The organism is Mesorhizobium sp. WSM4820 (assembly GCF_055811075.1).
On sequence record NZ_JBVVQN010000033.1, the window covers coordinates 14,838 to 37,085 of the forward strand.

A 22,248-nucleotide genomic window follows, 5' to 3' on the forward strand; every position below is an offset into this window, starting at 1 on the left:
CCACTGCCCGATCATTTCATGTCGATGTGAACTCGTTTTGGTTCGGGAGCTTTGCCTCTCCTGAACATGCCTGGCGGCATGCCATGCATGGTCCGGAACGCACGGGAAAGATGGCTCTGGTCGGCGAAACCTGCCGCAATGGCGGCCTCTGCGAGGCCGAGCCCCTGTTCGATCAATGAGCTGGCGTGACGCAGTCTCCGGTCGCGGATATAGGCTGCAGGCGTCAGGCCAATCGCCTTCTTGAAATCCCGGATGACCTGAAACCGGGTGACGGACGCGGCGTCGGCAAGCCGCTGCAGGTCGAGCTGCGAGCCAAGGTCGCTTTCGACAAGCTCCTCGTAGAGCGAGAACCTCCGTCGCGATCCCGAGCCTTCGATCTCCTCTACCCGCCCGCTGCAATCGCCATGCCGAACGATGAGATGTCTCAAGGCGACGAGCAGCGACGTCTCGGCTTGCGTCGCGTCCGGTGAGGTCGAGCTCTGGTGCGCTGCCATCAACGCTGCGGCGAGATCGCTGTCTTCGATATTCCGACGTGAGAAGACCGGAGTGTCAGCCCTGCCCAACTCGTGGGCGAGGCCCGCCATCAGCGGCACCGGGGGATAAAACGTCCGGTAGGCCCAGCCTTCATCCGCACCTTGTTCCCCGTCATGCCACTCCTCGGGATTGACGACAGCAATGGTGCCTGCCGGAGCGACTATTTTGTGGCGCCCGATGCGGATGCGTTCGCAGCCAGCCGTGATCAGCGCGATCACATAGGTTGGGTGCGTGTGCAGTTCGTAGCGATGCTGCGTGAAGCGCGCCTTGAACAGGCCAAGTTCAGGGAAGCTGGGGTGGCGCCAGTATTTTCTGGTCTCTGTCGCGTCCACGGCTTTTGTCCCTGCTGCGGTCAATCTGGTTCAAGACGCCTGTTGTGCGACCTTCTAATCGTGATCCAAACCGCCCTTTGCGGCTTGGAAGGAGAGCATCATGCTGCATAATGACCCGATCGCCGCTCTGACTCCAGAGGTCATAGCCTGGCGGCACCACATCCATTGCAATCCCGAACTCGGATTCAAGGAATATGAAACGGCACGTTTCATTGCCGAAAAACTGCGCGCCTTCGGCCTCGACGAGGTGCATGAGGGGATCGGCGGCACCGGGGTCGTCGGCGTCCTGCGCAGCGGCACGGGCACACGCGCCATCGGTCTTCGCGCTGAGCTGGACGCGCTTCCCATCGTGGAGAGGACCGGCTTGCCCTATGCGTCCAGGAACGAGGGCGTGATGCACGCCTGCGGCCATGACGGCCACACCGCCATGCTGCTCGGCGCGGCCAGCCTGCTCAGTCAATCCCGCGCCTTCGACGGCACCGTCTACTTCGTCTTCCAGCCAGCCGAAGAAAACGAAGGCGGCAGCCTGCGCATGATCGAAGACGGCCTGTTCGAGCGTTTCCCGGTCGAGGCGATCCATGCCGTCCACAACTGGCCGGGCTTGGAGCAGGGGACGATCGCGGCTCGCGCTGGAGCACAGATGGCGGCCGTCGACAATTTCGAGCTGACCTTCGAGGGTTTTGGCGCGCATGCGGCCATGCCGCAGCTCGGCGACGACCCGATCCTGGCCGCGGGCGCCTTCGTCCAGGCCGTCCAGCGTATCGTCAGCCGCTCGGTCGATCCGCAAACCGCGCTGGTCGTCAGCCTCACCCAGATCCACGGCGGCAATGTCGGCAACATCGTGCCGGGCAGGGTCTGGCTGCAAGGCACCTGCCGGTTTTTCGAGCCCGGTCATTCCGATCATTGCGAGAAGCTGATCGGCGAGATCGCCCACGGCATTGCCGCAGCCCATGCGCTCAAGGCCACGCTCGACTACAAGAAGGGTTATCCGCCGCTCATCAACACGGCTGACGCCACGGCCCGCGCCATCGCGGCAGCCGCCGCCACCGTCGGCAGCGAGAACGTCTCGACCGAGTTCAGCCCGAGCCTCGGCTGCGAGGATTTCGCCTTCATGATCCGCGCGGCAGGCGGCTGCTACGCGTGGGTCGGCGTCGGCGATGTCGGGCCCGGCGAGGGCCTGCACGGCGACCGCTACGTCTTCAATGACGAGATCGTGCCGACCGTGCTGGGCTACTACGTCAATCTGGTCGAGCAGACGCTTCCCGCCTCGCGAACCGTCAGAGGGAAAACTGACGGCTCAGCGGGAAACCCCGATCTGAATGCGATTCGTGCGCGATAAGCCGGGAAGGAGTCAGGCGCGAACCAACCCGACACATCTCAGCCGGCTGTGGCCACGAGTTGCGTTACGCGAACAGGATTTTCCAGCACTGCCAGTGCGGTATCGGCCTGATTTTCATCGACCTGCGCCATCACAAAAATGACGCCTTGTTCAACGATCGGCTCACCCGGCTGTTTGGCAACATCGGCAGATGCCTGGAGAAGCCCACCAGCAAGGCCGCCGCAGGCCCCACCGACAAGAGTTAGGCCAGCCACCGCTCGGACAGGATCAATGCCCGTGGCCTCAAAAGCACCCAGGCCGATTAACAGACCAGCGGCCGCGCCAAGCGCAGCACCCCCCGGACCACGCAGGACAGCCCTGATTTCGTCGTCGTAAGGTCCGATGACGCTGATCTGTTCTTGAGAAACTCCTGCCGCCTGAAGCGCGGCAACGGCACGCGCTGCCTGGTCGCGGGAATCGAAAAGTCTGCTGATTGTTCGCATTTTGACACTGCCCATCGCATAGTCGCCCGCCGCTCGTTTCGACGCGGGGGGCGTCTCCTCCCCTCGCGTTCAGGTCACTGAATGATCTTGACGATCTTGCGTGTGCCGGGATCAACAAGAACGGTGCGATTGTCAACGACGACGTAGCGATACTCGACGTCGGGAACCTCGTGAAGCTCGACCGTCTCGGGTATCGTTGAACCGATATTGAGTTCCACCCCAGGGAGTTCCACGGATGCGAGCGGCTGCTTTTTCACATATTCCCTGATCACGGTCTCCTGTTCAGGCGCGATGATCACATCCTGAGCGGCAACAGCGCCAACGCTGGCCAGCAGAAAAAGGCCCGCGGCTGCGGTGGAAAGATGCATTCTCATAACTGCCTCCTTTATGTCTGTGACTTGTAAGCCTATTTGCGCCGGACGGCATCAGCGCCTTGCTTACCCAAACTTGAGGCAGCCGCAAACGTTCCTTAGCTGGGCTTCGGTCCAATTCGGCAGGGCCTTTGCGTAGGACCTAAGTCTGACGCGTCGCGCCCAAAGGGCGATGCCGCGGGTTTCGGGGCGCACCGACTGCACGCTTCAATTGCTATGAACCATGGGTGCTATGAAACGTAGGGCGCTATGAACCGTAGGCGACAGCGAAACGGCAAGAAGGCCCGCCGCGTCCAAGCGGCGAGCTTCTCCTCCCCAGGCCATTTCAGTCAATCGATGATTTTAACGATCCTGCGTGTGCCTGGATCAACAAGAACGGTCCGATTGTCGACGACGACGTAGCGATATTGGACGTCGGGAACCTCATGAAGCTCGACCGTCTCGGGCAGCGCCGAGCCGATATTGAGCTCCACGCCAAGCAGGTTCACCGAGGCGAGCGGCTGCTTTTTCACATACTCCCTGATGACGGTCTCCTGTTCGGGCTGGATGATCACGTCCTGGGCAGCCACGGCGCCGACACTTGCCAGCAGCAGAAATCCTGCGGCTGCAGTGGAAAGATGCATTCTCATAAGTTTTTCCTTCCTAATGAGCTGTCTTGCGCTGGGACGCATCTTCGTCGCGCCAAGCTCGCCTTCAACATCGAGACAGCTGCAAACGTTCCGCGGCTGGGCTTCGGTCCGACCAGAGACGCCGTGCCGTTGGACCTAAGTCTGAATTGTCGTGCGCAAAGGGCGACGATGGCGTGTGGCCCGGAACCACGACTGCCAGCACTCGTTGCTCGCCGTGCGTCACGGGAGGAATCGATGGAGAATAGTGTTCACCAAGCCCGCTGGCTACTTGCACCGGTCTTCGCTGTCTCCATTGCCTTCCTGGCAATTGGAATAGTCGTCAGCTGACGAACGACCGACTTGACGATGTGGCTGATGGACGAAGATATCTGCGCAGCTAAGTCCCTTCCTGCGCCGATAAGGGACCACCCGCCATTCCTCGATTTGGCGGGTGGTCCCTCGTTTGCGTCCAATGTTCAAACGAGCTTCAGTGGGAAAACGGAAATGGACGACAACAACAAAGATCGATCGTTTCTCGACCGCGACCGCCTGTCGGTGGACCAGTATTACGAGGTGGAGCATTTCGCGCGAGAAAATGGCGTTTCGCCCAGCCAGGTCAGCAGGCTGATCAAAAAGAACGGCAACGATCGGATGACCCTTACGCAAGCGGTGAGAGCATTGCGCGACCGGAAGTGAAAGTACGCAGCACCTTCCGCCGCTGCCAGGGGCGACAGGTGCCGGTAGCACGTGGTTGAGGCGTCATATTTGCTGCCTCGCTCAACCATGGCAGTGGCGCTTGCGCAAAAAACCGCAGGGTTGCGGTTTTCGTCCAGCTCGCAAGCCCTAAGTTCCCTTGTTATTGATCGGTGCAGATCAAAGATGGCGTCATTTAGCGTCGTTCGACGACAGATTGGCTGGTTCTCTCGAATCGTGCCGCTGGCGCGACGCGCCGCCGACCGGGCCGGTGGAGATATGGCGCCATACAGACCGACAAGATTGCTCGATCGGTGGAATGCACTGTCGCTGGCCACTCAGTTTCTGCTCGCCGGCGGGCTGTTTTCGCTGTCGGCGATGATCGTGGTTGGAATGTCCGTGACAAGCCAGATTGAAGCCGCGGTCACCCGGAACTCGGCCGCCTCTACCGCTCTTTACGTCGACAGCGTCATCGCGCCGCTGCTTCCCGACATGCGCAGGAGCGAGATGCTGGACGAGAGCGTTGCGCACGCGCTGGATGAAACGCTGGGACAAGGCGCGCTCGGCAAAAGGCTCGAATCGTTCAAGCTATGGCGCCGCGATGGCACCATCCTCTATTCAACCAATAAAAGTCTGGTCGGGAAGCGCTTTCCACTCAAAGACAATCTCCGGGCCGCATTCGCAGGCGACATGGTTGCTGAAATGGACAGGCACTACGATAACCAGGCTGAGAGGGACAGCGGCCTGCATCTTCTTGAAATCTATAATCCGATGCTTCAGCCATGGTCGGGCGAAGTCGTGGCTGTTTTGGAATTCGACGAGATCGCCACCGATTTTGAAAGGGATCTCCGGCAGGCACTCGTTCGGACCTGGTTCGATGTCGCAGCCGTCACCGCGGTTTTTTTCCTCGGTCTTTCGGTGATCGTTTTTCGTGGCAGCCGCACGATTCGTTCGCAGAGCCGCTCCTTGAAGCAGCGCATTGCCGAACTTTCCGTCCTGGTTGCTCAAAACAGAATGTTGAGGCTGCGGGTGCAGCGTGCTTCGCAGCGCGCCACGGCACTTAACGAACGTTACCTCAGGCGGATCGGCGCTGACCTGCACGACGGGCCGGCGCAACTGGTTGCCCTCGCTGCGCTAGGGATTGATAGCCCCGTGCTAGCCGATCCTGCCACCCCGGCTGCGGCGCGCGCGCGGGAATTGCAGGTGGTCAAAGCGAATCTGGACGATGCAATGCGAGAAATCAGGAATGTCAGCAAGGGTCTTATGCTGCCGCATGTCGAGAATGCCGAGTTGACGGAAATCCTCGAGCTTGCCGTGCGAGCGCACGAAGAGCGGACCGGCGTCAAAGTGATGCTGTCCATGACCGGGAACCACACACCCTTGTCGCCAGCGGCCAAGATCTGCATCTTTCGCTTCATTCAGGAGGCGCTGAACAACGGCTTCCACCATGCCGGGGGTGCCGGTCAATCAGTCGCGAAACAATTCGACGGGGAGCGCGTTTCTATCGAGGTTTCCGACACCGGCCCAGGTTTCGACCCGAAGATCATCCACCCTGAACGGCTGGGGCTCATCGGGCTGCGTGAGCGGGTAGAAAGCCTCGGCGGCCAATTTGATGTAACATCTTCACAGGATGGCACGGTGGTGAAAATGGTTCTCAACACAGTCGAAATAGGACAGGCGTGATGGCAGCGGCCATAAAGCTCGCCATTGTCGACGACCATCCGCTGTTCAGGGAAGGCGTTGTGCGCACCCTCGAGCAGATCGGCGGGTTCGAGATCGTTGCCCAAGGCAGCAGCAGAGATGACGCCTTGCGGATATCGGAAGACCAGCAACTCGATATTCTGCTGATGGACATCTCGGTGCCTGGAGGGGGCCTCAGCGCGGTCGAACCGGCTCTGGAGCGGCACCCGGATCTGAAAATCGTGATGCTGACCGTTTCGGAGGAAAACCAGCACGTCATGACCGCCTTGCAGAGCGGGGCAAGAGGCTACGTCCTGAAAGGCGTCGGATCGAGAACCCTGGCCGCCATACTGCGCACGGTGGCGATGGGCGAACGGTATGTTTGTCCGCAATTGTCGGCGCGCGTGTTGGTCGACCTGTCCAGCCAACCAACCGCGATCGAGAAACCCGACGTTCTGGCCGAACTCACCAGTCGCGAAAGAGAGATCCTGACGCTCGTTGCCGCGGGATTGAGCAACAAGCGGATCGGTCTTCAGCTGAACCTGCACGAGAAAACCATAAAGCATCACATGACGCGGATTCTGGCCAAGCTCAATGTGAGCAACCGCACCGAAGCCGCGATGACATTGCGCGACGCGACCGAGCATCAGCATCCGCCTGTCCGCGATCCTGCATGAAGCAAGACAGCCTTGCGGCCTGTGGAACGCGCCATCACTCGATCATCCGGAGCAGTCTTGCCCGATCGGATTTCTTTGCCTGCCGCCGAATGATGGTGCGGCCCATGGCATCGCGCATCTCGTAATGGCCGCCGTCGATGCGCTCGCTCAGCCCGTTGGAATGCACCACACCCACGCTTGCCCCGCGCACCTCGATCCGGTCTCCAGTGGTCACGTTAATATACGTCTTGGGCTTGTTGCCAGGATTTAGCGCGGTAGCCGGATTTGTCGGGGGAGTGACGTTCAGTGCTTTTGTTTCGTTCGCATTGCCGTTCGGGTCCGTGGCCTGTGGGGCTGCGGCATTTCCAGGGTCTGTGGCATTTCCAGGGTCTGTGGCATTTCCAGGAGCGTTTCCAGAGTTGCCGGGGCTTTCAGTGTCTCCTGAGTTGCCGGAGCCAGAGTTGCCGGAGCCAGTGTTGCCGGAGCCAGTGTTGCCGGAGCCAGTGTTGCCGGAGCCGGAGTTGCCGGAGTCTGAGTTCCCAGCGTTCCCAGAGTTCCCTTGTGCCCAGGCGGCCTGTGGGCTTAGCGTCAGGGACAGGCCGTCCTGTGCCACACGGTAGGGGCTGACGACGAGAACCAGGGCCGATGCGCTCAGGCAGATGGCGACGCGAAGCCCTCGAAGAGATTTGAGACTGCGCTGCGATTGAGGCCGGGCAGGCCGCGCACCGGCGAGAACTCTTGTCTCACAATGCTTCGGGCGCTGCGGCCGTATTGCGTCTGTGATCAATGAACTTGCCAATAGCACGCCAGAATATCCTTTTACCGTCACGCCCAATGTTGCATTTCTACCTATTTCGAATTCGTCCAGGCCAATCCTTCGCTCGGCAATCCGTCGCCCCAGTCAATCCTCTGAACTCTGCACCGATTTATCAGGCTTTCGCCATCATCGGGCTGTGTCAAGACCCACCAGTCTCAAGGGGGAGAACCGGTGGGCCTCGTTGGCGCAGGAAGGGACTCATGACTGCGCGAGTGCGTTGCCTTCATCGGTGGACCTCATCAGCCGATGAAAAGCCCGACGGCGGCGACCCCGAACACCAGGCCAAATACCGGAAAAAGCAGCCAACGTGCCTGGTGAATGCTGGGGTCCATTGCAGCCTCCTGTCACGGTGTCGGCATCGCAACGACGCCTGCAGGAACTCGGTTCCTACAAACTCCCCCATTTCAGGCTTTTGCCATAGCGGTCCCGGACCAAAGCACTGCCTGGGCCAGCCCATGGTCGGCAAGCGGCCAGACCGAAGTCCTAGCTCAGGCCTTTTGAGCAGGGAGGACGCCGTCCAGATGTAATCCTGGTGGGAAGCGGCTGGAAGGAACCTCGACACGCAGAGAGCCTGTCAGTTTGAACAGGCGTAATAGCCGTGCCTTCGGTGGCAGAGACTTGTCGATGCAGACGAGGGGTCCGCCGTGGGGGCAGCGGACCCCTCGATTAACCCGAACTAGGGCGTCAGGTCAGAATAAGGACGATCTTGAATGTATCCGGGTCGACGATGACGATACGGCCATCGGCCAACACGAAATACTGGTACTCTTCGTAAGCTGGGACGATCTCGATGATTCGCCGTGGCAGAGGACGCAGTTCAACCCTCTGCCGCGGAACCTCGACACCGACTGAGATGTCAAAGTCGACGTCGGCAACCGGTTCGACCTTTTCCTGCTTGAGGATCTGGGTGACTTGCGTTTTCTGCTCAACGGTCACATTGCTGATCGCGCCGGTCTCCGTCTCATCCTGTGACTGAGTAGTGCCCTGAGTCTGCTGCTCGGTGGCAGTACCGGCCTCGCCCTGGGTCTGCTGCTCGGTCTGGGTCTTGGCCTTGTCCTGCGCCTGTTGCTCGGTCGTGGCGCCGGCCTCGCCCTGGGTCTGCTGCTCGGTCTGGGTCTTGGCCTTGTCCTGCGCCTGTTGCTCGGTTGTGGCGCTGGCCTCGCCCTGGGTCTGCTGCTCGGTCTGGGTCTTGGCCTTGTCCTGAGCCTGTTGCTCGGTTGTGGCGCCGGCCTCGCCTTGCGTCTGCTGCTCGGTTGTGGCGCCGGCCTTACCCTGTTCGCCCATCGCACCTTCCGGGCAACCGGCCGAGCCGGCCGGGCAGTCGGTGCCGGACTGGCTTTGGGCCGGCTGCTGTTCCTGAGCGAATGCTGCGCCACAGCCAACGCCTATGGCCAGCATACTGGTGATCAGAACTTTTTTCACGAGACGTCTCCTTCGAAAAGTCTGTCCCTTCATGGGGAAAACCACCTCTGGAATGTTTTGTTCCAAGCGAATTGACCGGGCGCGGAAGCCGCGTCCAGGCGCGCGCCGGAGTGAGCCAGCAAGCGCGCCGAATAGGCCGTGTCCTTGTTCCAGCAGAGGCGCGGGCTCTCCGTTCGGCCCACTCTTCCAACTGGCGGTTGGTAGACGCCGGGCAGCCGGCACGCGAATGATTTTTCTCGGTCCGCGCGCAGCGGGCACATTCTCAGCCCCCAAGCCGTGCTTGGTGACCGCTTGATCGCCCCGTCGCACCTGCGGGTACGGCGGACTTTTTTGCCTGCGCCAGCCTGTGAGGCTGGAACACTGTCCTGCGACGAAAGTTTAGTGCCAGCAGCGTAGTATTGTCCCCTCATACAATGCTGCGAGATCGGAAGCTCCGGTCAGCCCGCGTCTTCTCCCCGAGGGCGCGGGCTTTCTGCTGTTGTCCAGGCTTTCCGGCATGACGAATGCTGCCGACAGCCTTTGCGAGAGTTCGGTTTCATCGGGAGCGATGGCGTTCAGACCGTCCTCGGCTGCGGGTTGCAGCGCTACACAGCGACGTTCCGCATGCGGTCCCTGTCCTGCGAGGAGGTTTGCTTCAGTCCCGAATTGGCCGTTCCTTGACAGCAAAAAGTGCGCTTCACATATTTTCCGCAGCCGTCGCTCACGGCTCTCGTGGAAGCTCAAACACTCGTTCAGTTGAATGGAGGTTGTAATGAACGACAGGACTTTCGACCGGCCTGTTTTCGTCAGGAAAGGGGAGTTCATGGTGGAGGAAATCGAATGCTTGGCCGATGCTTTCGAGTTCCTCCAGGAATGGCCGAACAATCGCCGAGGGCCAATCTTTGACACGGCGTTCCGCGCCTGCCAGCGCGCCTATGATGGCCAGATTCCCATTTCCGTTGCACGCGAGGCTTTCGCCGGCTTCGCGAGATCGGCCAAAATACTCGAGGACGCCTCTGCAGCTATGCCCTGGATGACGGCACAGAAAACCGGTCGCGGTGGCGTGACGGCGTAACCGATGTAGCTGCCTAAAGCGCGTCGCGTTGGAATGGACCCATGCGACGCATGCGGCGCGCTTAGGGTTTTTGAAGTTATGCACGCCGTATTGCAAAACCGCTGCGCACCCTCGGTTCCAGCCCGAGGACGTGCTTTTGCGCGACATGCATCAGCGGAAAGATGGCCGGTGAGCGGTGTTCGACGCCGCGCACGCCTGCTTCGTTTTAGACTTTGAACCGTAATGTCTTCGCCTACATGATTTCCGTCCGCACGTGGTCCGTCAGAGAGGCGTCCGAGGACGTTGCGCAGGTATCCTGTTCCCCATCGGGTTGATGCTAGGCCTGCTTCTACTCCCTTTGCTTGGTGCATGGCCTATGAGGCACCGCCTTTCTGCTGTCCGACAACGTCATCTATCTGTCATATTGTGAACTTCCCGAAAACTTAGCCGACGATAGACTCCCTGCCTGAACACCCCAAAGCGTGGCCAATGCTGGGCGACAGGGAAGGGGGGAGGGAAATGGGGAGGCAAGGCGGTGTCAATGCGACAAGGGGGGCACTTCTTGCCCTGAAATGCGCGTTGCTGCTCGCAGTGATCCTCCTCACCAATCATGGCTTTATCGACCGCATCCGGTTGCTCATTGACGATCAGCGCCAGCTGACCTTGATGATCTTCAGCATCATCTGGGTCATCTCTGTGTTGGCAGTGTTGGCCGCTGCCTTTCATCCCAACTGGATCATTCGGCTCCTGTGGGCCGTCCCCCTCGCGATATCAAGCGCCGCAGCCTATGGCTATTACCTTGTCCAAGGATCCGAGTTCTTCATCTTCGACGTTCTCAATTTCTGGACGGTCCGTCACGAGGCTCACAGGGCATCCGAATTTTATTCCAACGCGATTTGGTGGTCGGTCGCTGTCGCGATATTGGGTGTTGTCGCAATCGCCATGCCCCCCTCCCTTCCGCCACTGGCGACACGCAAGACCAGATACTGGTCACCACTAGTGCCCATGTTGCCGATCGTCCTCATTGCGGGCGTGGTTATTTATCGAGAGGGCAAAGGTTCAGAAGCGTTGCCGAAGCAGTTCTCGCCGCTGTCCCTGGCAGCGATCGCAGCTTACAAGTTGAACAGTGGAACGTTCCCGGAGCGGGAAATCGTATCCATGACGCCGGAACGAAACCAGGCGCGGGCTATCGTGCTGCTGGTCGACGAAAGCATTCGGTCCGACTTCGTAAGTCTTGAGCCCCGCAACCCCGTCACTCCGCAACTGGCCGAACTCAGAAGCCGATTGATTGATTTTGGCCCCGCTGTGTCCGGCTCGAATTGTTCTCTTCAATCGAACGCATTGCTTCGCTTCATGGCCTATCCTCGAGATCTAGTCCAGTCAGTCAAGGCGAGCCCGACAGTTTGGCAGTATGCAAAGAGGGCAGGTTATCGCACCGTGTTCATAGACGCCCAGGCAGGTTTCGTCACCGTCTATGGTAAACTGCAAAACTACATGACGCCCGCCGAAGCGATTTCGATCGACCGATTCTACAAGTTGGACAATGCAATTCGAACGCATGATCTCGACGATGAACTCATTAATATCGTGCTCAAGGAAATGAGCGTCGGCGATCATGTTTTTATCTACGCGAACAAGAATGGCGCGCATTTCCCCTACAGTGACGGGTCGCCTGCGGAGTTTGCATCCGACGCCGGCACCTCAGGGACGCTTCAATCCTATGCAAACGCGGTGCGCTGGTCGACAGACCGCACTTTGTCCCGTTTGATCGATGGGGTCGACTGGAGGGACGCAACGATGATTTACACGTCGGACCATGGACAAAATTTCAGCGTCGGCCGTCTCACGCACTGCAGTTCATATACGAATGTAGACCCGAACGAAGCCATAGTTCCAATGTTGGTTTCAACCGGGGATGAGGAGCTTCGGGCCCGCTTTGAGAAAGTCGCCACGCAATATCCGAACATGGCCACTCATTTCGCGATAGCGCCAACGCTGTTGGAGTTGATGGGGTACCGACCATCCGAAATATCGGCTCGATACGAAAGCTCCCTCCTTCACAGCCTTACATCGCAGCTTCAGTTCGTAACAGACGATATCCTCGGATTGTTCTCCAATCGTCCCGCTTGGCACTCCGTCGATCCAACGATTCAAAAGGGTCGGCAGCGGCTTGACCTCCTGGTTACGCTGACGAACTCGCGTCCGAATATTTGCGAGGGCGGCATTGGCTGCGTCGCAGGTCCGGAACCAATCTCGAGCGAATAGCAGGGGATGGCAGAGAAAAAGGAAGATCGACAATGGCGAAAGAACGCAAGTCGGCTGACGCGGCATTGAACGACAGCAAGAACACGCTATCGGATGGTCGCAAAACGCATTCTCGACTTGTCCAGCAGATACCCAATGCCATAACAGCGCTGGCGCTTTGCTCGGGCTTGGCTTCCGTTCGCTTCTCGATCGAAAACGAGTTCGAATTCGCACTGTTGGCGATCGTCGTGGCAGCAGTGCTCGACGGTCTTGATGGCCGTCTGGCGAGGCGATTGCATGCGTCGTCACAGTTCGGAGCCGAATTTGACAGTCTTGCGGATTTTCTTAGCTTCGGCGTAGCGCCGATCGTCCTGCTTTTCTTTTGGGGCGAGGCATTGATGACCGGCCCGTTCAGCCTGTGCCTAATGGCATTCGCTCTTGCTTCGGCCGCGCGCCTGGCGCGCTTCAATGCGCAGTCAAATTCGGCAGCAGCGGCATGGCAGAAAGCGTATTTCACTGGGATGCCGACACCGGCCGCTGCCCTAACGGTTTTGTTGCCCATATCGCTGGCTCCGCCGACACCTGCAACTGTTCAGATTGCGGGGCTGCACGCAGCTCTGATCGCTTTCTTGATGGTTTCGACGATCCCGACTTTTTCCGGGAAGAAGTGGGCTTGCCAAGTCTCCAAGAGGACGATGATTGCGTTGTTCTTGGCAGTCGCAGGGCTGGTTGCGGCCGTCGTGCTCTACCCCAGCGAGTTTCTGGTTGTTCTGACTGTCCTTTATCTCGCCTCCATTCCGATCAGCTGGATCAGTTTCCGTCATGATGAGAAAATTCACGACGAAATCGATGTCGAAACCGCTCGGGTAGTGGAATGACATCTGGAAGCCTTGATGGCTGTCCAGGTCCCGGCTCGGGCAGGCAGCAACTACCTCGCGGCAACGGCCGCCTCCCACCTTTGGCGACCTTCCGAACGTCTGCAACGAGCAGGGCCGCGCCGCTCTTCCCCGATCTGTGAGGACGGTCTCGGGCGGGTACCAAGCGTTCGATTCAATCCACTCTAGCCGGGTTTTTGCACAGCGCTGAACGTTTGGCGGCCTAGGTGTTGATCTTCCGAAGCGGAAGCAGCAGTCCTTTTCAGGGCCGTTCGCCGCAACTGGCGCATCTACTGCTTTTCGATCCCCGTGAACGGCAATGCCGGCGCTGACCGCGCAAACGCGGACGTGCCTCGCCTGTGTGACGCATTCAGAAACCACGTTTCTAAGGTCATGCAAATTGCGCAGTCTAATCCAGCATCGCCCGGCGAGCTAGCTTTAGCGCTAGCCACCAGATTGCCAATGTCTCAGTCGGCCGGGAAGCCCCAGGCCGCTTGGGAAACCTGTTCGGGTGGAGCAACCCAGGAGAACCTACCGGCCATGATCTCACTGAATATCAACGGGCGAGAGCACGAGATTGACGTTGACCCCGAAACCCCGATCCTTTGGGTCCTGCGTGACACGCTGGGAATGAGCGGCACCAAATTCGGCTGCGGCGCAGCGCTCTGTGGCGCCTGTACGGTGCATCTGGATGGCGAGGCAATCCGCTCGTGCAGCACACCGGTTTCCGCCGTTGAAAGCGGCAAGATCACCACGATTGAAAAGACAACCGACGGCACCGACCGTGTCGGCGCGGCTGTCCAAGCTGCATGGGTCAGGCACGACGTGGCACAATGCGGCTACTGTCAGAGCGGCCAGATCATGAGCGCGACGGCCTTGCTCGCGTCGCTGTCGCCCGGAGCGCAGCCGACCGCCGAAGAGATCGACTCCGCCATGGCCGGAAACATCTGCCGCTGTGGAACCTATGCCCGTATCCGCGCCGCTATAGCCGACGCCGCCAGCACCCTCGTCTGAAGGAGACGCATATGTTCCCCAACATGGATCACAAAGAGCTGCCGCGCGCGTTGCAGCACATCATGGAACGGGGCCGCTCAACGACGGTCCAGGCGATGCCACGCCGCAGCTTTCTCAAGCTGACGGGGACCCTCGGCCTGGCTGTCGGCATTTTCCCTGATTTGGCAGTCGCGCAGTCGTCCGAGGTCGATGAGGCGGCAGCCAGTCTGAAGCCGACCGAGCAGCCCTCTGCATTTGTCCACATCGCGCCCAATGGAGAGGTTACGGTCACGATCAACCGGCTGGAGTTCGGTCAAGGCGTCCAAACGGCATTGCCCATGATCCTTGCCGAAGAACTCGATCTGGACTGGAACCTGGTGCGCAGCCAACTCGGCACCAATGACATGGCCTATGTCGATCCGCTCTTCGGCATGCACCTTACCGGCGGTTCGAACACAATCAAGAACAGCTTTACGCAGTATCGCGAACTGGGTGCTCGTGTTCGCGCCATGCTGCTGGCGGCCGCTGCGACCCGCTGGAATGTGGATGTGTCCACTCTGCGAACCGAGGCCGGCGCGGTTCTGGCCTCCGATGGCCGCAAGCTCGGTTATGGAGAGCTTGCCGAGGCGGCCATGGCCTTGCCGGTGCCGCAGAAGATTGCGCTGAAGGATCCCAAGTATTTCCGCATCATCGGCCAGCCCACCCGGCGTTTGGACGCTCAAGCCAAGAGCAGCGGCCAACAGAGTTTTGGCATCGACTTCAAGCTGCCGGGACAGTTGACGGCCGTGGTGGCTCGTCCTCCGGTCTTCGGAGCCAAGATAGCCACCCTGGACGACAGCGCAGCCCGGGCGGTCAAGGGCGTGAAGGCCGTCCTGCGCGTGCCGCTGGATCGCGGTGCCGAGGGCGTGGCCGTCGTGGCCGACGGATATTGGCAGGCGTCTCAGGGCCGCGATGCCCTCAACGTGGAGTGGGACACATCGGCCGTCGAAAAGGTCGATAGCGAACGGCAACTCGCGCACTATCGCGAGATGGCCAGTCGGCCCGGCCCGCGCCAGTTCGATTCCGACATGGTGCCATTGGAAACGGCGCCGCTGAAGCTGGAAGCTGAGTTCGTGTTCCCGTATCTCGCCCACGCGGCGATGGAACCGCTGAACTGCACGGTACGACTTGCCGATGATCGTGCCGAGATCTGGATGGGAAGCCAAAGTGCCGGACCCGATGCCGCCGCTGCCGCAGCCGCGCTCGGCCTCAAGCCGGAACAGGTCGTGCTTAACGTGCAGATGTCGGGCGGCGGCTTCGGTCGGCGCTTTTCCAGCACCTACGACACCGTGGTCGAGGCCTGCGAAATAACCAAGGCCGCCAGGTCGGCGGGGCTGAATGCACCGATCCGTACGCTTTGGAGCCGCGAGGACGATATGAGGGGCGGCTACTATCGTCCATTGCACCTGCACCGCGCCCGCATCGGCTTTGACAATCAAGGCAAGGTGCTGGCCTGGGATCACAGCATCGTCGGCCAGTCGATACTTACCGGAACCGTGTTCGAGCAGTTCATGGTGAAAAAACGGCATCGACGCCGCCACGACGGAGGGCATGCGGGCTCCCTATCCGCTTCCAATGCGGCTGACCGTGCATCATGCCAAGGACAACGTGCCGGTTCTGTGGTGGCGCAGCGTCGGCTCCACCCATACGGCTTATGTGATGGAGACCCTGCTCGACGATATAGCGCGTGCAACCGACCAAGACCCTGTAGCCTACCGCATACAGCTCTTCGGCGATCAGCACATCCGCCATCGTGACGCATTGCAACTGGCCGTTGACAAGAGCGGGTACGGCAAGACGCAATTGTCCGAGGGGCGGGCCTGGGGTGTGGCGGTGCACGAGTCCTTCAGCTCAGTGGTCGCTTACGTGGTGGAAGCCTCTGCTGCCGATGGACAGCCTAAACTGCATCGGGTCACGGCCGGGGTTCACTGCAATCTGGCCGTCAACCCTCTGACCGTGGAGGCGCAGGTACAGGGCGCGGCGATCATGGGCTTGTCGATGTGCCTGGCAGGCTCTGCAATAACGCTCAAGGACGGCGTCGTCGAGCAGAGCAACTTCAGTGACTATACGGTGGCGCGCATCACGGACGTGCCGGAATTCGACATCCACATCGTGCCTAGCGCCGAACCGCCCACGGGCATGGGCGAGCCCGGCTTGCCACCATTGGCGCCGGCATTTGCCAACGCAATAGCACGGCTCACGGGAAAACCGCTGCGTCAATTGCCGTTCAATCTGACGTAGCCGTTTTTACGCCAGACCGCTTCTGCTCGCTGCTTGCTGTTCCGGCAGCGAGCGAGGCAGATAACGCCTTGTCGGCGCTCGGCTGCCATCGGGGGGCGGAATCCGCGCAGTACCAGACAGTCTCGAATGCCGACTCGTGCCGGCGGGGCTGGGCGGAGCATAAATATGTCGAGACAGGCATGCTGATTATCCGCCATGATCCTCATGGATATAGAAATGAGGTTTATAGGTGAGAAGAGGCGACTTCAGCGAATGGGCTGTGTTTATCGCGGTTGCCGAGGAGGGGAGTTTTACACGCGCGGCCGCAAAGCTCGGCCTCTCCCAATCCGCGCTCAGCTATGCGGTGCGCATGCTCGAACAACGGATCGGTGTGCGGTTGATCTCGCGAACGACGCGCAGCCTGTCGCTGACCGAGGCAGGCGAAAGGCTGCTTATCAGCCTGCGGCCGGCATTCGACCATATCGACAGTGAAATTGCTGCGCTCACCGCGCTTCGCGACAAGCCTGCAGGCACGATCCGCATCACCACGTTCCGGCATGCCGCCCAAACTGTCCTGTGGCCCGTATTGTCGAAACTGCTGCAGAATTATCCCGACATCACGGTTGAGGTCCATGTCGATGAAGGTCTCACCGACATTGTCGCAGAGCGCTTCGACGCCGGTATCCGCATGGGCGAACAGGTGCAAAAGGACATGGTTGCGGTTCGGATCAGCCCAGACGTCAGGATGGCAGTCGTGGGATCTCCGTCGTACTTTGCCAATCGTCCCGCCCCGCAGACACCCCGCGACCTGAGCGAACACCGATGCGCAAGCTATCGCCAGAACTCCGGGGGCGGCCTTTATGCCTGGGAGTTCGAACAGGACGGCGTCGAACTTGAGGTCCGGGTCGATGGACCGGTTATCTTCAACGACAACGAGATGCTCTTGCATGCCGCGGTCGATGGCTCGTGTTTGGTGTACACGTTCGAAAACCAGATATCCCAGCATGTTGCGGACGGCCGCCTGGTCCGGGTACTGGAAGACTGGTGCGCGCCATATTCGGCTACCACCTCTATTATCCAAGCCGGCGGCAGCATACTGCCGCCTTCACGCTTCTGGTCGACGCCCTCCGATACAGGGGCTAAGGGCGGCCGACCATTGATCAATCTGATTTCTAACTTCATGCCGATTACGCCGTCTAATCGGCCGGCGCGACACTGGCCTTCGAGCTCAGCACCAACCTGGCCACCGCCAAAGGCAGCCACGTATAGCGTTACTGGGGCGTTCAGAGGGCTCCTGCGCGCCGTAGCGTAGAATGGGCGTTGGCTCCCCGGGCCGAACGATACTGCGAACTATGTGCTGCCGATTCCCCTCGAAACTACGCCACAGCCCACTATCAGGATGCGGAAGCGTGATCGCGATCGCGCGGAGCGGATCCGGCTTGCCGGTGGTCCGAAGCCAACATTGAGGGAACGCGCCGTCCGGCTCGCTCTTGAGAAGGGTGAAGTCCGGACAAAGACCTGACCGACATCGGCGTTCCTCGCTGCTACCTCGCCCGCATATGCGAGGAAGGGTTGCTCGTGAAGGTGGGTTACGGCCGCTATCGTGCGGCCGTTCCTAACGCGGCTTGATGGCAAATACGAACGGCTCTTGAGGGGCACAAGATGCTGACGAGAACCGGAGTAGGATTAGGTACGCCGGCGCAGAAAAGGCGGGGCTTGAGCTCTGGAACGGGCAGTCGCGCCCCAATGTCGGCCATTGGGCTAGTGTCTGCCACATCCCGAAAGCGGCCTCCGGAGACCGAGCTGTAAGTCTCCTTCCGCGCCGTTAGTAGCCGGAGAGCTCCTCGCGGCGTACAGCCTCGTCGTTGACGCCCAACCCGCTGAGCATGTCGTGCATGGCTCCGACCATCGCCGGCGATCCCGCAAGGTCGTAGATAGGAGCGAGCACGTCGGGCAGATGGCGCCGCATCATCGCGGCGTTGATCGCTCCGGTCTGCCCATCCCAGGGTTGAGCCGCTTCACTGGCCGCTGTCATCGTGGCGACAACGTTGAAATTAGGGTTGGTCTTCTGCAGCCTTTGCAGCCGCGTTGTTCCTCGCGGCCAAGGCGCAGGCGGCAGAATTCGACACCATGTTCTACGCGGTGCAACGCTCGAGTTGATCGCGGGGGCGACGAACATCGCGCTGCTCAGTATCAACATGCGTGACGGTTTCAAGCTATCAGGTAGGCACAATCGCCGGAGCGTTACGCATGAAGTGCAGCTGGTTGGCTGCGACATGGTTGCCGACGACACCATGGCGTTCCGCTTCGCCAAGCCGGCCGGTTTCCATCATTTAGCCGGCCAGTCGATATCGCTCACGCTGCTCAACCCGTCCGAGACGGACGGCAAGGGTAGCTCCCGCCACCTCACGCTGGCCAGCGGGCCAGAGGAGCCGGAGTTGATGGTCACAACGCGCCTCCGCGATACGGCATTCAAGAGTTCCCTGGCGTCGCTCCCGATCGGCGGCGCGGTGCGCATGACCGGTCCAAATGGCGACTTGACCCTGCACGACGATCCGATGCGACCGGCGGTGTTCCTTGCCGGCGGCATCGGCATCACGCCGTTTCTGGCCATGGCTCGCTATGCCTCCGCGGCAAGGCTGCCCCACCGCATCACGCTATTTTATTCGAACCGCCGGCCGGAGAACGCAGCCTTTCTTGGGGAACGAGGGGATAAGCACCAGGATGCCGTTTGCCGCAATCACCGGCATGCGCCTGAGCTTCGCGCCGACGACACCGGCCCGCCGTCCGCCGGAAAGGGCAAGGCCCGAGGCGCCTGCTGCAGCGACGGCAGGGACCAGCAGCAGGAAGCCCCATGGTATGGCCGTCTTGACGGCGATGATGGTGGCCTGCGATGCGAACAGTTCACTGAGAGCGGTCGAGAGCCAGAAGGTCAGGATCGTTAGGAGTGCGATCGTGCCGGCGACGGGATGAATGAGCTTGGTCATGGCTTCTGTGTCTTTCACCGACTGATGGCGAGCAAGCCCAGCACCGAGGCGGCGGCGGCAAGCCCGATGCGGACGTAGTGAATCAGGATCCAGGTGTTGAGCCGGTCAGAAACCTGGTCGAGGGGCAGGGATTTGGCCGCGAACTGCGCGTTGGTTGGCACGAACCAGATCATTGTGAGCGCCAGGACGCCCGCGATGCAGGCGGCCGATCCGATCCAGAGCATACGCGGCCCACCGTCGCCCCAGCCGAGCCAGAGGGAGCCGATCAGGCCGACGAGGGTCGGAACGACGACAAGAGGAATCACCCCCGAAATGAACCCGTTGTTCTGGCTGAACCAGTCGAGGAACTCGGCTGCGGGAAGGCTCCTCCAGTAGCCGCCGAGCGTCACACCAATAGTCAGCATGACTCCGGCGAACATGGCCGTACCCGTGACGGCGAGTATGTTGAACAGGAGTCGCATCGGACTCTCTCCTCTTGGCTTGATTTCGATTGTGATGACTTCGGGCTGCCAGCAGGCTCTATGCGATGCAAATGCCGGGTACCGCGACCTTCTGGAACAGGTGCGGCGAGGCGACCGCCGACGACGGATAGGCTCCCAGTTTCGCTCTGAATTCGGGATGCGTGAACGCGGCCCGGAAGGCGGCCGTCGATTCCCAGACTGCGTAGTTCAGGTAGGTCGGGCTTTCGCCGATGGCGCGGTGGAGCTGGATGGAAATCAGGCCCGGCTGGGTCTTCATGAAGGACGCATCGTCCTCCCAGACCTGAAGAAACACTGCCTCGTCGGTGGGATCGAGCGTGAACAGATTGATGAGTACGACGGCATCGGCATCGATTCCGATCTGACGGTCGATGGGAAAGGCGGGATCGAGAGGGCGCATAGTGGGCATGGTAGGGCTCCGGCGTTGGGTTTGACATCATAATGTCGAGTAGGTACCATCGACACATAATGAATTGACATCATCATGTCAACAGCATCATATGGTGACAAATGAACAAACCGCAGCGGACCTCAGCCGGAGACGCCTTGACCGATCTCATTCTGACGATGTTCCGGGTGAACAACCTGACCCTCACCTGGGGCGACCGGCTCGTCGCTCCTCTCGGGCTGACCAGTGCCCGTTGGCAGATCCTGGGGGCTATCGTGGCGGCGGAACGGCCACAGCCGGTAGCTTGGCTTGCGCGCGATCTCGGCGCTAATCGCCAGAACGTTCAGCGCATCGTCAACGATCTAACCAAGGAAGGGTTGGTGGCATTTGAGCCAAACCCGCATCATCGCCGTGCGCAACTCGTGGCGCTTACCGGCAAGGGACGGCAAGCCTATGATGCGGCCATTCGCTTGTACACGCCGCGGGTCGAGGCGCTCGCGGAAGGGCTTGCCGTAAAGGACATCGAAGCGGCCCGCAGAGTGATGACAATGCTGCGGCAGAAACTTGAGGGCGATGAAAATACTCATGAGTAAGCCTCGCCCAGCGAACGGCGGTGCGCGTAGGGCGGGTCGTGATCGCTAACCGACCAGCGTCTGGTCCGCAGGGCCGGCCCGAGCCCTTAGTCATTGGCTTGAATGTCCGCTACTCGCTTTCTGGAAGCAAGAAGCTGCCAGTCTGCTGCGGGTCAATTCTTCCGGTTCTCGAACTGGAAGGTTTCGCCGGTCGAATGTTGGTAGCGGCTCGTTTCGCACAATCCCGCCGTGTGCATGTCTTTTCACGATGCCGCCGCCGAATCTACGATGAGGGCCTTGCCGGCCTAGGCGAGGGCAGGGCGCTACGCTAGCTTACCACTACTTCGATCGGCTTCTCGGCTGATTGCCAGCCATCGCAGCAGAAGCGAAGCGGATCGAAATGTAGGGAAAAATTGCACGTCGGCGCGCAATATCGCGCCCTGGCGTAGGAAAGGCAGTGGCTCCCCGGGCCGGATTCGAACCAGCGACCAACCGGTTAACAGCCGGTTGCTCTACCACTGAGCTACCGGGGAACAGAGGCTCTCATGTGAGTGGCGCAGCCTATAGCAAACCCGTTTCGGCTTTGCAAAGAAGCATTTCGTATTTTTCGCCGCTTTTTCGCGCCACGATTTCTGGCAATCATGTGCGTGCGTCCTCATATGAGCCGTCTGGCGGGGTGCGCGGAACCGAAAAGGCGGTTGCGGCTTTCGTCAGCTGAAGCTTTTACTTTGCCCGAACGGACCACTGACCAGACATGAGCGCAGCAAGCCACAACCACCCACCGGCACGAAAAATATCGGTCTTCGGCCGTGAGTTCACCATGCCGCGCTCGCGCGGCCTCAGGATTGCAATCGGCGTCGTGCTGATCTTCGGCGGCATTCTCGGCTTTCTGCCGATCCTGGGCTTCTGGATGGTGCCGATCGGATTGCTGGTGCTCTCCTACGAGTTTGCCGTGGTGCGTCGCCACCGGCGCCGGCTCGTCGTGTGGTGGGAACGGCGGCGGCGGCCGAACTGACGGCTGTACCGACTTCGCCAGCCGGCAAGCCCTGCGAAGGCGTTCTTTCCGGGTCGACTCAGCTGGCTAAATGACCGGACTGGCTGAGAGCCTTGTTTGGAAATTCTGCTCCGACGGCCAGATGATGGCGGTTCTGCGCTTACCTACGGCGCCGCGCGCCAATTGGAGGCGCAGCGCTCTGACGTCCGCTGCGCTCCGGTTCTCGGAGCATGCGTGTCGTTGGCTCGGCGCGTGGCATCATGGCCGAGGGGAAACCGTCCGGGAATGCACCATGGCCGCTTGACGGCATTTTCGCCGCAACCTATTGGAACCGGGTGGAACGCCGGGAGCAATGAGGCCTCGTGGCGGAGTGGTTACGCAGAGGACTGCAAATCCTTGCACCCCGGTTCGATTCCGGGCGAGGCCTCCATTCTCAAGCGCTGCGCGTGCTTGATGAATGATTTTGTTCGATAATTTCGGTAGGTGTGGC

21 protein-coding genes, 2 tRNA genes and 2 pseudogenes are annotated in these 22,248 nt (G+C 60.4%); 14 read left to right on the plus strand and 11 right to left on the minus strand.

Translation table 11 applies throughout. The annotated features are described in order from the left end of the window. Positions 1 to 11: 11 nt before the first annotated feature. Positions 12 to 866: an AraC family transcriptional regulator gene (locus AC0L2R_RS32135; protein WP_473513712.1), complete on the minus strand. Its 855-nt coding sequence runs from the start codon at positions 864 to 866 to the stop codon at positions 12 to 14. Positions 867 to 966: 100 nt separating this feature from the next. On the opposite strand from AC0L2R_RS32135, the gene AC0L2R_RS32140 reads away from it, so the two are divergent. After that, positions 967 to 2,205 (plus strand): amidohydrolase, encoded by a 1,239-nt coding sequence (locus tag AC0L2R_RS32140; protein ID WP_473513714.1) that lies wholly within the window; start codon positions 967 to 969, stop codon positions 2,203 to 2,205. A gap of 38 nt (positions 2,206 to 2,243) precedes the next feature. On the opposite strand, the gene AC0L2R_RS32145 is transcribed toward AC0L2R_RS32140, so the two are convergent. The 3 genes from AC0L2R_RS32145 to AC0L2R_RS32155 form a co-directional block, all read right to left on the minus strand. Beyond that, positions 2,244 to 2,702, minus strand: a complete 459-nt coding sequence (locus tag AC0L2R_RS32145) for a hypothetical protein (protein WP_473513716.1) — start codon at positions 2,700 to 2,702, stop codon at positions 2,244 to 2,246. Positions 2,703 to 2,761: 59 nt separating this feature from the next. Further along, the gene (locus AC0L2R_RS32150; RefSeq protein ID WP_031256955.1) at positions 2,762 to 3,061 is read right to left on the minus strand and encodes a DUF1236 domain-containing protein; all 300 of its coding nucleotides are present in this window, start codon (positions 3,059 to 3,061) and stop codon (positions 2,762 to 2,764) included. 326 nt (positions 3,062 to 3,387) lie between these two features. Then, positions 3,388 to 3,687, minus strand: a complete 300-nt coding sequence (locus AC0L2R_RS32155) for a DUF1236 domain-containing protein (protein ID WP_027156174.1) — start codon at positions 3,685 to 3,687, stop codon at positions 3,388 to 3,390. A 354-nt stretch (positions 3,688 to 4,041) separates the two neighbouring features. Here AC0L2R_RS32155 and AC0L2R_RS32160 point away from each other — a divergent pair, with 354 nt between their 5' ends. The 3 genes from AC0L2R_RS32160 to AC0L2R_RS32170 all read left to right on the plus strand — a co-directional run bounded on the left by AC0L2R_RS32160 (position 4,042) and on the right by AC0L2R_RS32170 (position 6,716). Next, complete coding sequence (locus AC0L2R_RS32160) at positions 4,042 to 4,362, plus strand: DUF3606 domain-containing protein (protein ID WP_236376641.1); 321 nt, start codon at positions 4,042 to 4,044, stop codon at positions 4,360 to 4,362. A 276-nt stretch (positions 4,363 to 4,638) separates the two neighbouring features. Continuing rightward, on the plus strand, positions 4,639 to 6,042 hold the full coding sequence (locus AC0L2R_RS32165; RefSeq protein ID WP_473513744.1) for a sensor histidine kinase: 1,404 nt from the start codon (positions 4,639 to 4,641) through the stop codon (positions 6,040 to 6,042). Then, a complete protein-coding gene (locus AC0L2R_RS32170) occupies positions 6,042 to 6,716 on the plus strand; it encodes a LuxR C-terminal-related transcriptional regulator (RefSeq protein WP_473513718.1) in 675 nt (224 codons plus the stop codon). The genes AC0L2R_RS32165 and AC0L2R_RS32170 overlap by 1 nt, the downstream gene beginning before the upstream one ends. A 34-nt stretch (positions 6,717 to 6,750) precedes the next feature. Here the strand turns inward: AC0L2R_RS32170 and AC0L2R_RS32175 are convergent, their stop codons facing one another. Together AC0L2R_RS32175 and AC0L2R_RS32180 are read right to left on the minus strand one after the other, a co-directional pair. Beyond that, on the minus strand, positions 6,751 to 6,930 hold the full coding sequence (locus AC0L2R_RS32175; protein ID WP_473513720.1) for a hypothetical protein: 180 nt from the start codon (positions 6,928 to 6,930) through the stop codon (positions 6,751 to 6,753). Positions 6,931 to 8,196: 1,266 nt separating this feature from the next. After that, positions 8,197 to 8,934, minus strand: a complete 738-nt coding sequence (locus tag AC0L2R_RS32180) for a DUF1236 domain-containing protein (RefSeq protein WP_473513722.1) — start codon at positions 8,932 to 8,934, stop codon at positions 8,197 to 8,199. A 751-nt stretch (positions 8,935 to 9,685) separates the two neighbouring features. On the opposite strand from AC0L2R_RS32180, the gene AC0L2R_RS32185 reads away from it, so the two are divergent. The 7 genes and pseudogenes from AC0L2R_RS32185 (at position 9,686) to AC0L2R_RS32215 (ending at position 17,481) form a co-directional block, all read left to right on the plus strand. After that, the gene (locus AC0L2R_RS32185; protein ID WP_473513724.1) at positions 9,686 to 9,988 is read left to right on the plus strand and encodes a DUF982 domain-containing protein; all 303 of its coding nucleotides are present in this window, start codon (positions 9,686 to 9,688) and stop codon (positions 9,986 to 9,988) included. Between the two features lie 468 nt (positions 9,989 to 10,456). Further along, the gene (locus AC0L2R_RS32190) at positions 10,457 to 12,232 is read left to right on the plus strand and encodes a sulfatase-like hydrolase/transferase (RefSeq protein WP_473513726.1); all 1,776 of its coding nucleotides are present in this window, start codon (positions 10,457 to 10,459) and stop codon (positions 12,230 to 12,232) included. Positions 12,233 to 12,264: 32 nt separating this feature from the next. Further along, on the plus strand, positions 12,265 to 13,089 hold the full coding sequence (gene pssA, locus AC0L2R_RS32195; RefSeq protein ID WP_473513728.1) for a CDP-diacylglycerol--serine O-phosphatidyltransferase: 825 nt from the start codon (positions 12,265 to 12,267) through the stop codon (positions 13,087 to 13,089). A gap of 537 nt (positions 13,090 to 13,626) precedes the next feature. Next, entirely contained in the window at positions 13,627 to 14,100 is a 474-nt protein-coding gene (locus AC0L2R_RS32200; protein ID WP_473513730.1) for a (2Fe-2S)-binding protein, read from the plus strand. 11 nt (positions 14,101 to 14,111) lie between these two features. Then, the gene (locus tag AC0L2R_RS32205; RefSeq protein ID WP_473513732.1) at positions 14,112 to 15,875 is read left to right on the plus strand and encodes a xanthine dehydrogenase family protein molybdopterin-binding subunit; all 1,764 of its coding nucleotides are present in this window, start codon (positions 14,112 to 14,114) and stop codon (positions 15,873 to 15,875) included. Then, positions 15,778 to 16,359 (plus strand): molybdopterin cofactor-binding domain-containing protein, encoded by a 582-nt coding sequence (locus AC0L2R_RS32210; RefSeq protein ID WP_473513734.1) that lies wholly within the window; start codon positions 15,778 to 15,780, stop codon positions 16,357 to 16,359. The genes AC0L2R_RS32205 and AC0L2R_RS32210 overlap by 98 nt, the downstream gene beginning before the upstream one ends. Before the next feature lie 229 nt (positions 16,360 to 16,588). Next, positions 16,589 to 17,481 (plus strand): annotated as a pseudogene (locus AC0L2R_RS32215) (LysR family transcriptional regulator). A gap of 682 nt (positions 17,482 to 18,163) precedes the next feature. On the opposite strand, the gene AC0L2R_RS32220 reads toward AC0L2R_RS32215, so the two are convergent. The 4 genes and pseudogenes from AC0L2R_RS32220 to AC0L2R_RS32235 all read right to left on the minus strand — a co-directional run bounded on the left by AC0L2R_RS32220 (position 18,164) and on the right by AC0L2R_RS32235 (position 20,213). Continuing rightward, positions 18,164 to 18,373, minus strand: a complete 210-nt coding sequence (locus AC0L2R_RS32220; protein WP_473513746.1) for a hypothetical protein — start codon at positions 18,371 to 18,373, stop codon at positions 18,164 to 18,166. Positions 18,374 to 19,043: 670 nt separating this feature from the next. Next, positions 19,044 to 19,325: pseudogene (locus tag AC0L2R_RS32225) on the minus strand (hypothetical protein); the annotation flags it as partial. A 14-nt stretch (positions 19,326 to 19,339) separates the two neighbouring features. Beyond that, entirely contained in the window at positions 19,340 to 19,786 is a 447-nt protein-coding gene (locus AC0L2R_RS32230; RefSeq protein WP_473513736.1) for an anthrone oxygenase family protein, read from the minus strand. Between the two features lie 58 nt (positions 19,787 to 19,844). Next, complete coding sequence (locus AC0L2R_RS32235; RefSeq protein WP_473513738.1) at positions 19,845 to 20,213, minus strand: antibiotic biosynthesis monooxygenase family protein; 369 nt, start codon at positions 20,211 to 20,213, stop codon at positions 19,845 to 19,847. 101 nt (positions 20,214 to 20,314) lie between these two features. On the opposite strand from AC0L2R_RS32235, the gene AC0L2R_RS32240 reads away from it, so the two are divergent. Then, complete coding sequence (locus AC0L2R_RS32240; protein WP_473513740.1) at positions 20,315 to 20,785, plus strand: MarR family winged helix-turn-helix transcriptional regulator; 471 nt, start codon at positions 20,315 to 20,317, stop codon at positions 20,783 to 20,785. A 437-nt stretch (positions 20,786 to 21,222) separates the two neighbouring features. Here AC0L2R_RS32240 and AC0L2R_RS32245 read toward each other — a convergent pair. Beyond that, positions 21,223 to 21,297, minus strand: a tRNA-Asn gene (locus AC0L2R_RS32245). Positions 21,298 to 21,518: 221 nt separating this feature from the next. On the opposite strand from AC0L2R_RS32245, the gene AC0L2R_RS32250 reads away from it, so the two are divergent. Further along, positions 21,519 to 21,779, plus strand: coding sequence for a hypothetical protein (locus AC0L2R_RS32250; protein ID WP_023802589.1), 261 nt, complete (start codon positions 21,519 to 21,521; stop codon positions 21,777 to 21,779). A gap of 335 nt (positions 21,780 to 22,114) precedes the next feature. Continuing rightward, a tRNA-Cys gene (locus tag AC0L2R_RS32255) sits at positions 22,115 to 22,188 on the plus strand. The last annotated feature ends 60 nt before the right edge of the window (positions 22,189 to 22,248 follow it).

Excerpts from the sequence above, each read along its gene's own strand:
- AC0L2R_RS32140 (WP_473513714.1), top strand. The coding sequence starts at position 967 with ATGCTGCATAATGACCCGATCGCCGCTCTGACTCCAGAGGTCATAGCC.
- AC0L2R_RS32145 (WP_473513716.1), bottom strand. The coding sequence starts at position 2,702 with ATGGGCAGTGTCAAAATGCGAACAATCAGCAGACTTTTCGATTCCCGC.
- AC0L2R_RS32150 (WP_031256955.1), bottom strand. The coding sequence starts at position 3,061 with ATGAGAATGCATCTTTCCACCGCAGCCGCGGGCCTTTTTCTGCTGGCC.
- AC0L2R_RS32155 (WP_027156174.1), bottom strand. The coding sequence starts at position 3,687 with ATGAGAATGCATCTTTCCACTGCAGCCGCAGGATTTCTGCTGCTGGCA.
- AC0L2R_RS32160 (WP_236376641.1), top strand. The coding sequence starts at position 4,042 with ATGGACGAAGATATCTGCGCAGCTAAGTCCCTTCCTGCGCCGATAAGG.
- AC0L2R_RS32165 (WP_473513744.1), top strand. The coding sequence starts at position 4,639 with ATGGCGCCATACAGACCGACAAGATTGCTCGATCGGTGGAATGCACTG.
- AC0L2R_RS32170 (WP_473513718.1), top strand. The coding sequence starts at position 6,042 with ATGGCAGCGGCCATAAAGCTCGCCATTGTCGACGACCATCCGCTGTTC.
- AC0L2R_RS32185 (WP_473513724.1), top strand. The coding sequence starts at position 9,686 with ATGAACGACAGGACTTTCGACCGGCCTGTTTTCGTCAGGAAAGGGGAG.
- AC0L2R_RS32190 (WP_473513726.1), top strand. The coding sequence starts at position 10,457 with ATGCTGGGCGACAGGGAAGGGGGGAGGGAAATGGGGAGGCAAGGCGGT.
- pssA (WP_473513728.1), top strand. The coding sequence starts at position 12,265 with ATGGCGAAAGAACGCAAGTCGGCTGACGCGGCATTGAACGACAGCAAG.
- AC0L2R_RS32200 (WP_473513730.1), top strand. The coding sequence starts at position 13,627 with ATGATCTCACTGAATATCAACGGGCGAGAGCACGAGATTGACGTTGAC.
- AC0L2R_RS32205 (WP_473513732.1), top strand. The coding sequence starts at position 14,112 with ATGTTCCCCAACATGGATCACAAAGAGCTGCCGCGCGCGTTGCAGCAC.
- AC0L2R_RS32210 (WP_473513734.1), top strand. The coding sequence starts at position 15,778 with ATGGAGACCCTGCTCGACGATATAGCGCGTGCAACCGACCAAGACCCT.
- AC0L2R_RS32220 (WP_473513746.1), bottom strand. The coding sequence starts at position 18,373 with ATGACAGCGGCCAGTGAAGCGGCTCAACCCTGGGATGGGCAGACCGGA.
- AC0L2R_RS32230 (WP_473513736.1), bottom strand. The coding sequence starts at position 19,786 with ATGCGACTCCTGTTCAACATACTCGCCGTCACGGGTACGGCCATGTTC.
- AC0L2R_RS32235 (WP_473513738.1), bottom strand. The coding sequence starts at position 20,213 with ATGCCCACTATGCGCCCTCTCGATCCCGCCTTTCCCATCGACCGTCAG.
- AC0L2R_RS32240 (WP_473513740.1), top strand. The coding sequence starts at position 20,315 with ATGAACAAACCGCAGCGGACCTCAGCCGGAGACGCCTTGACCGATCTC.
- AC0L2R_RS32250 (WP_023802589.1), top strand. The coding sequence starts at position 21,519 with ATGAGCGCAGCAAGCCACAACCACCCACCGGCACGAAAAATATCGGTC.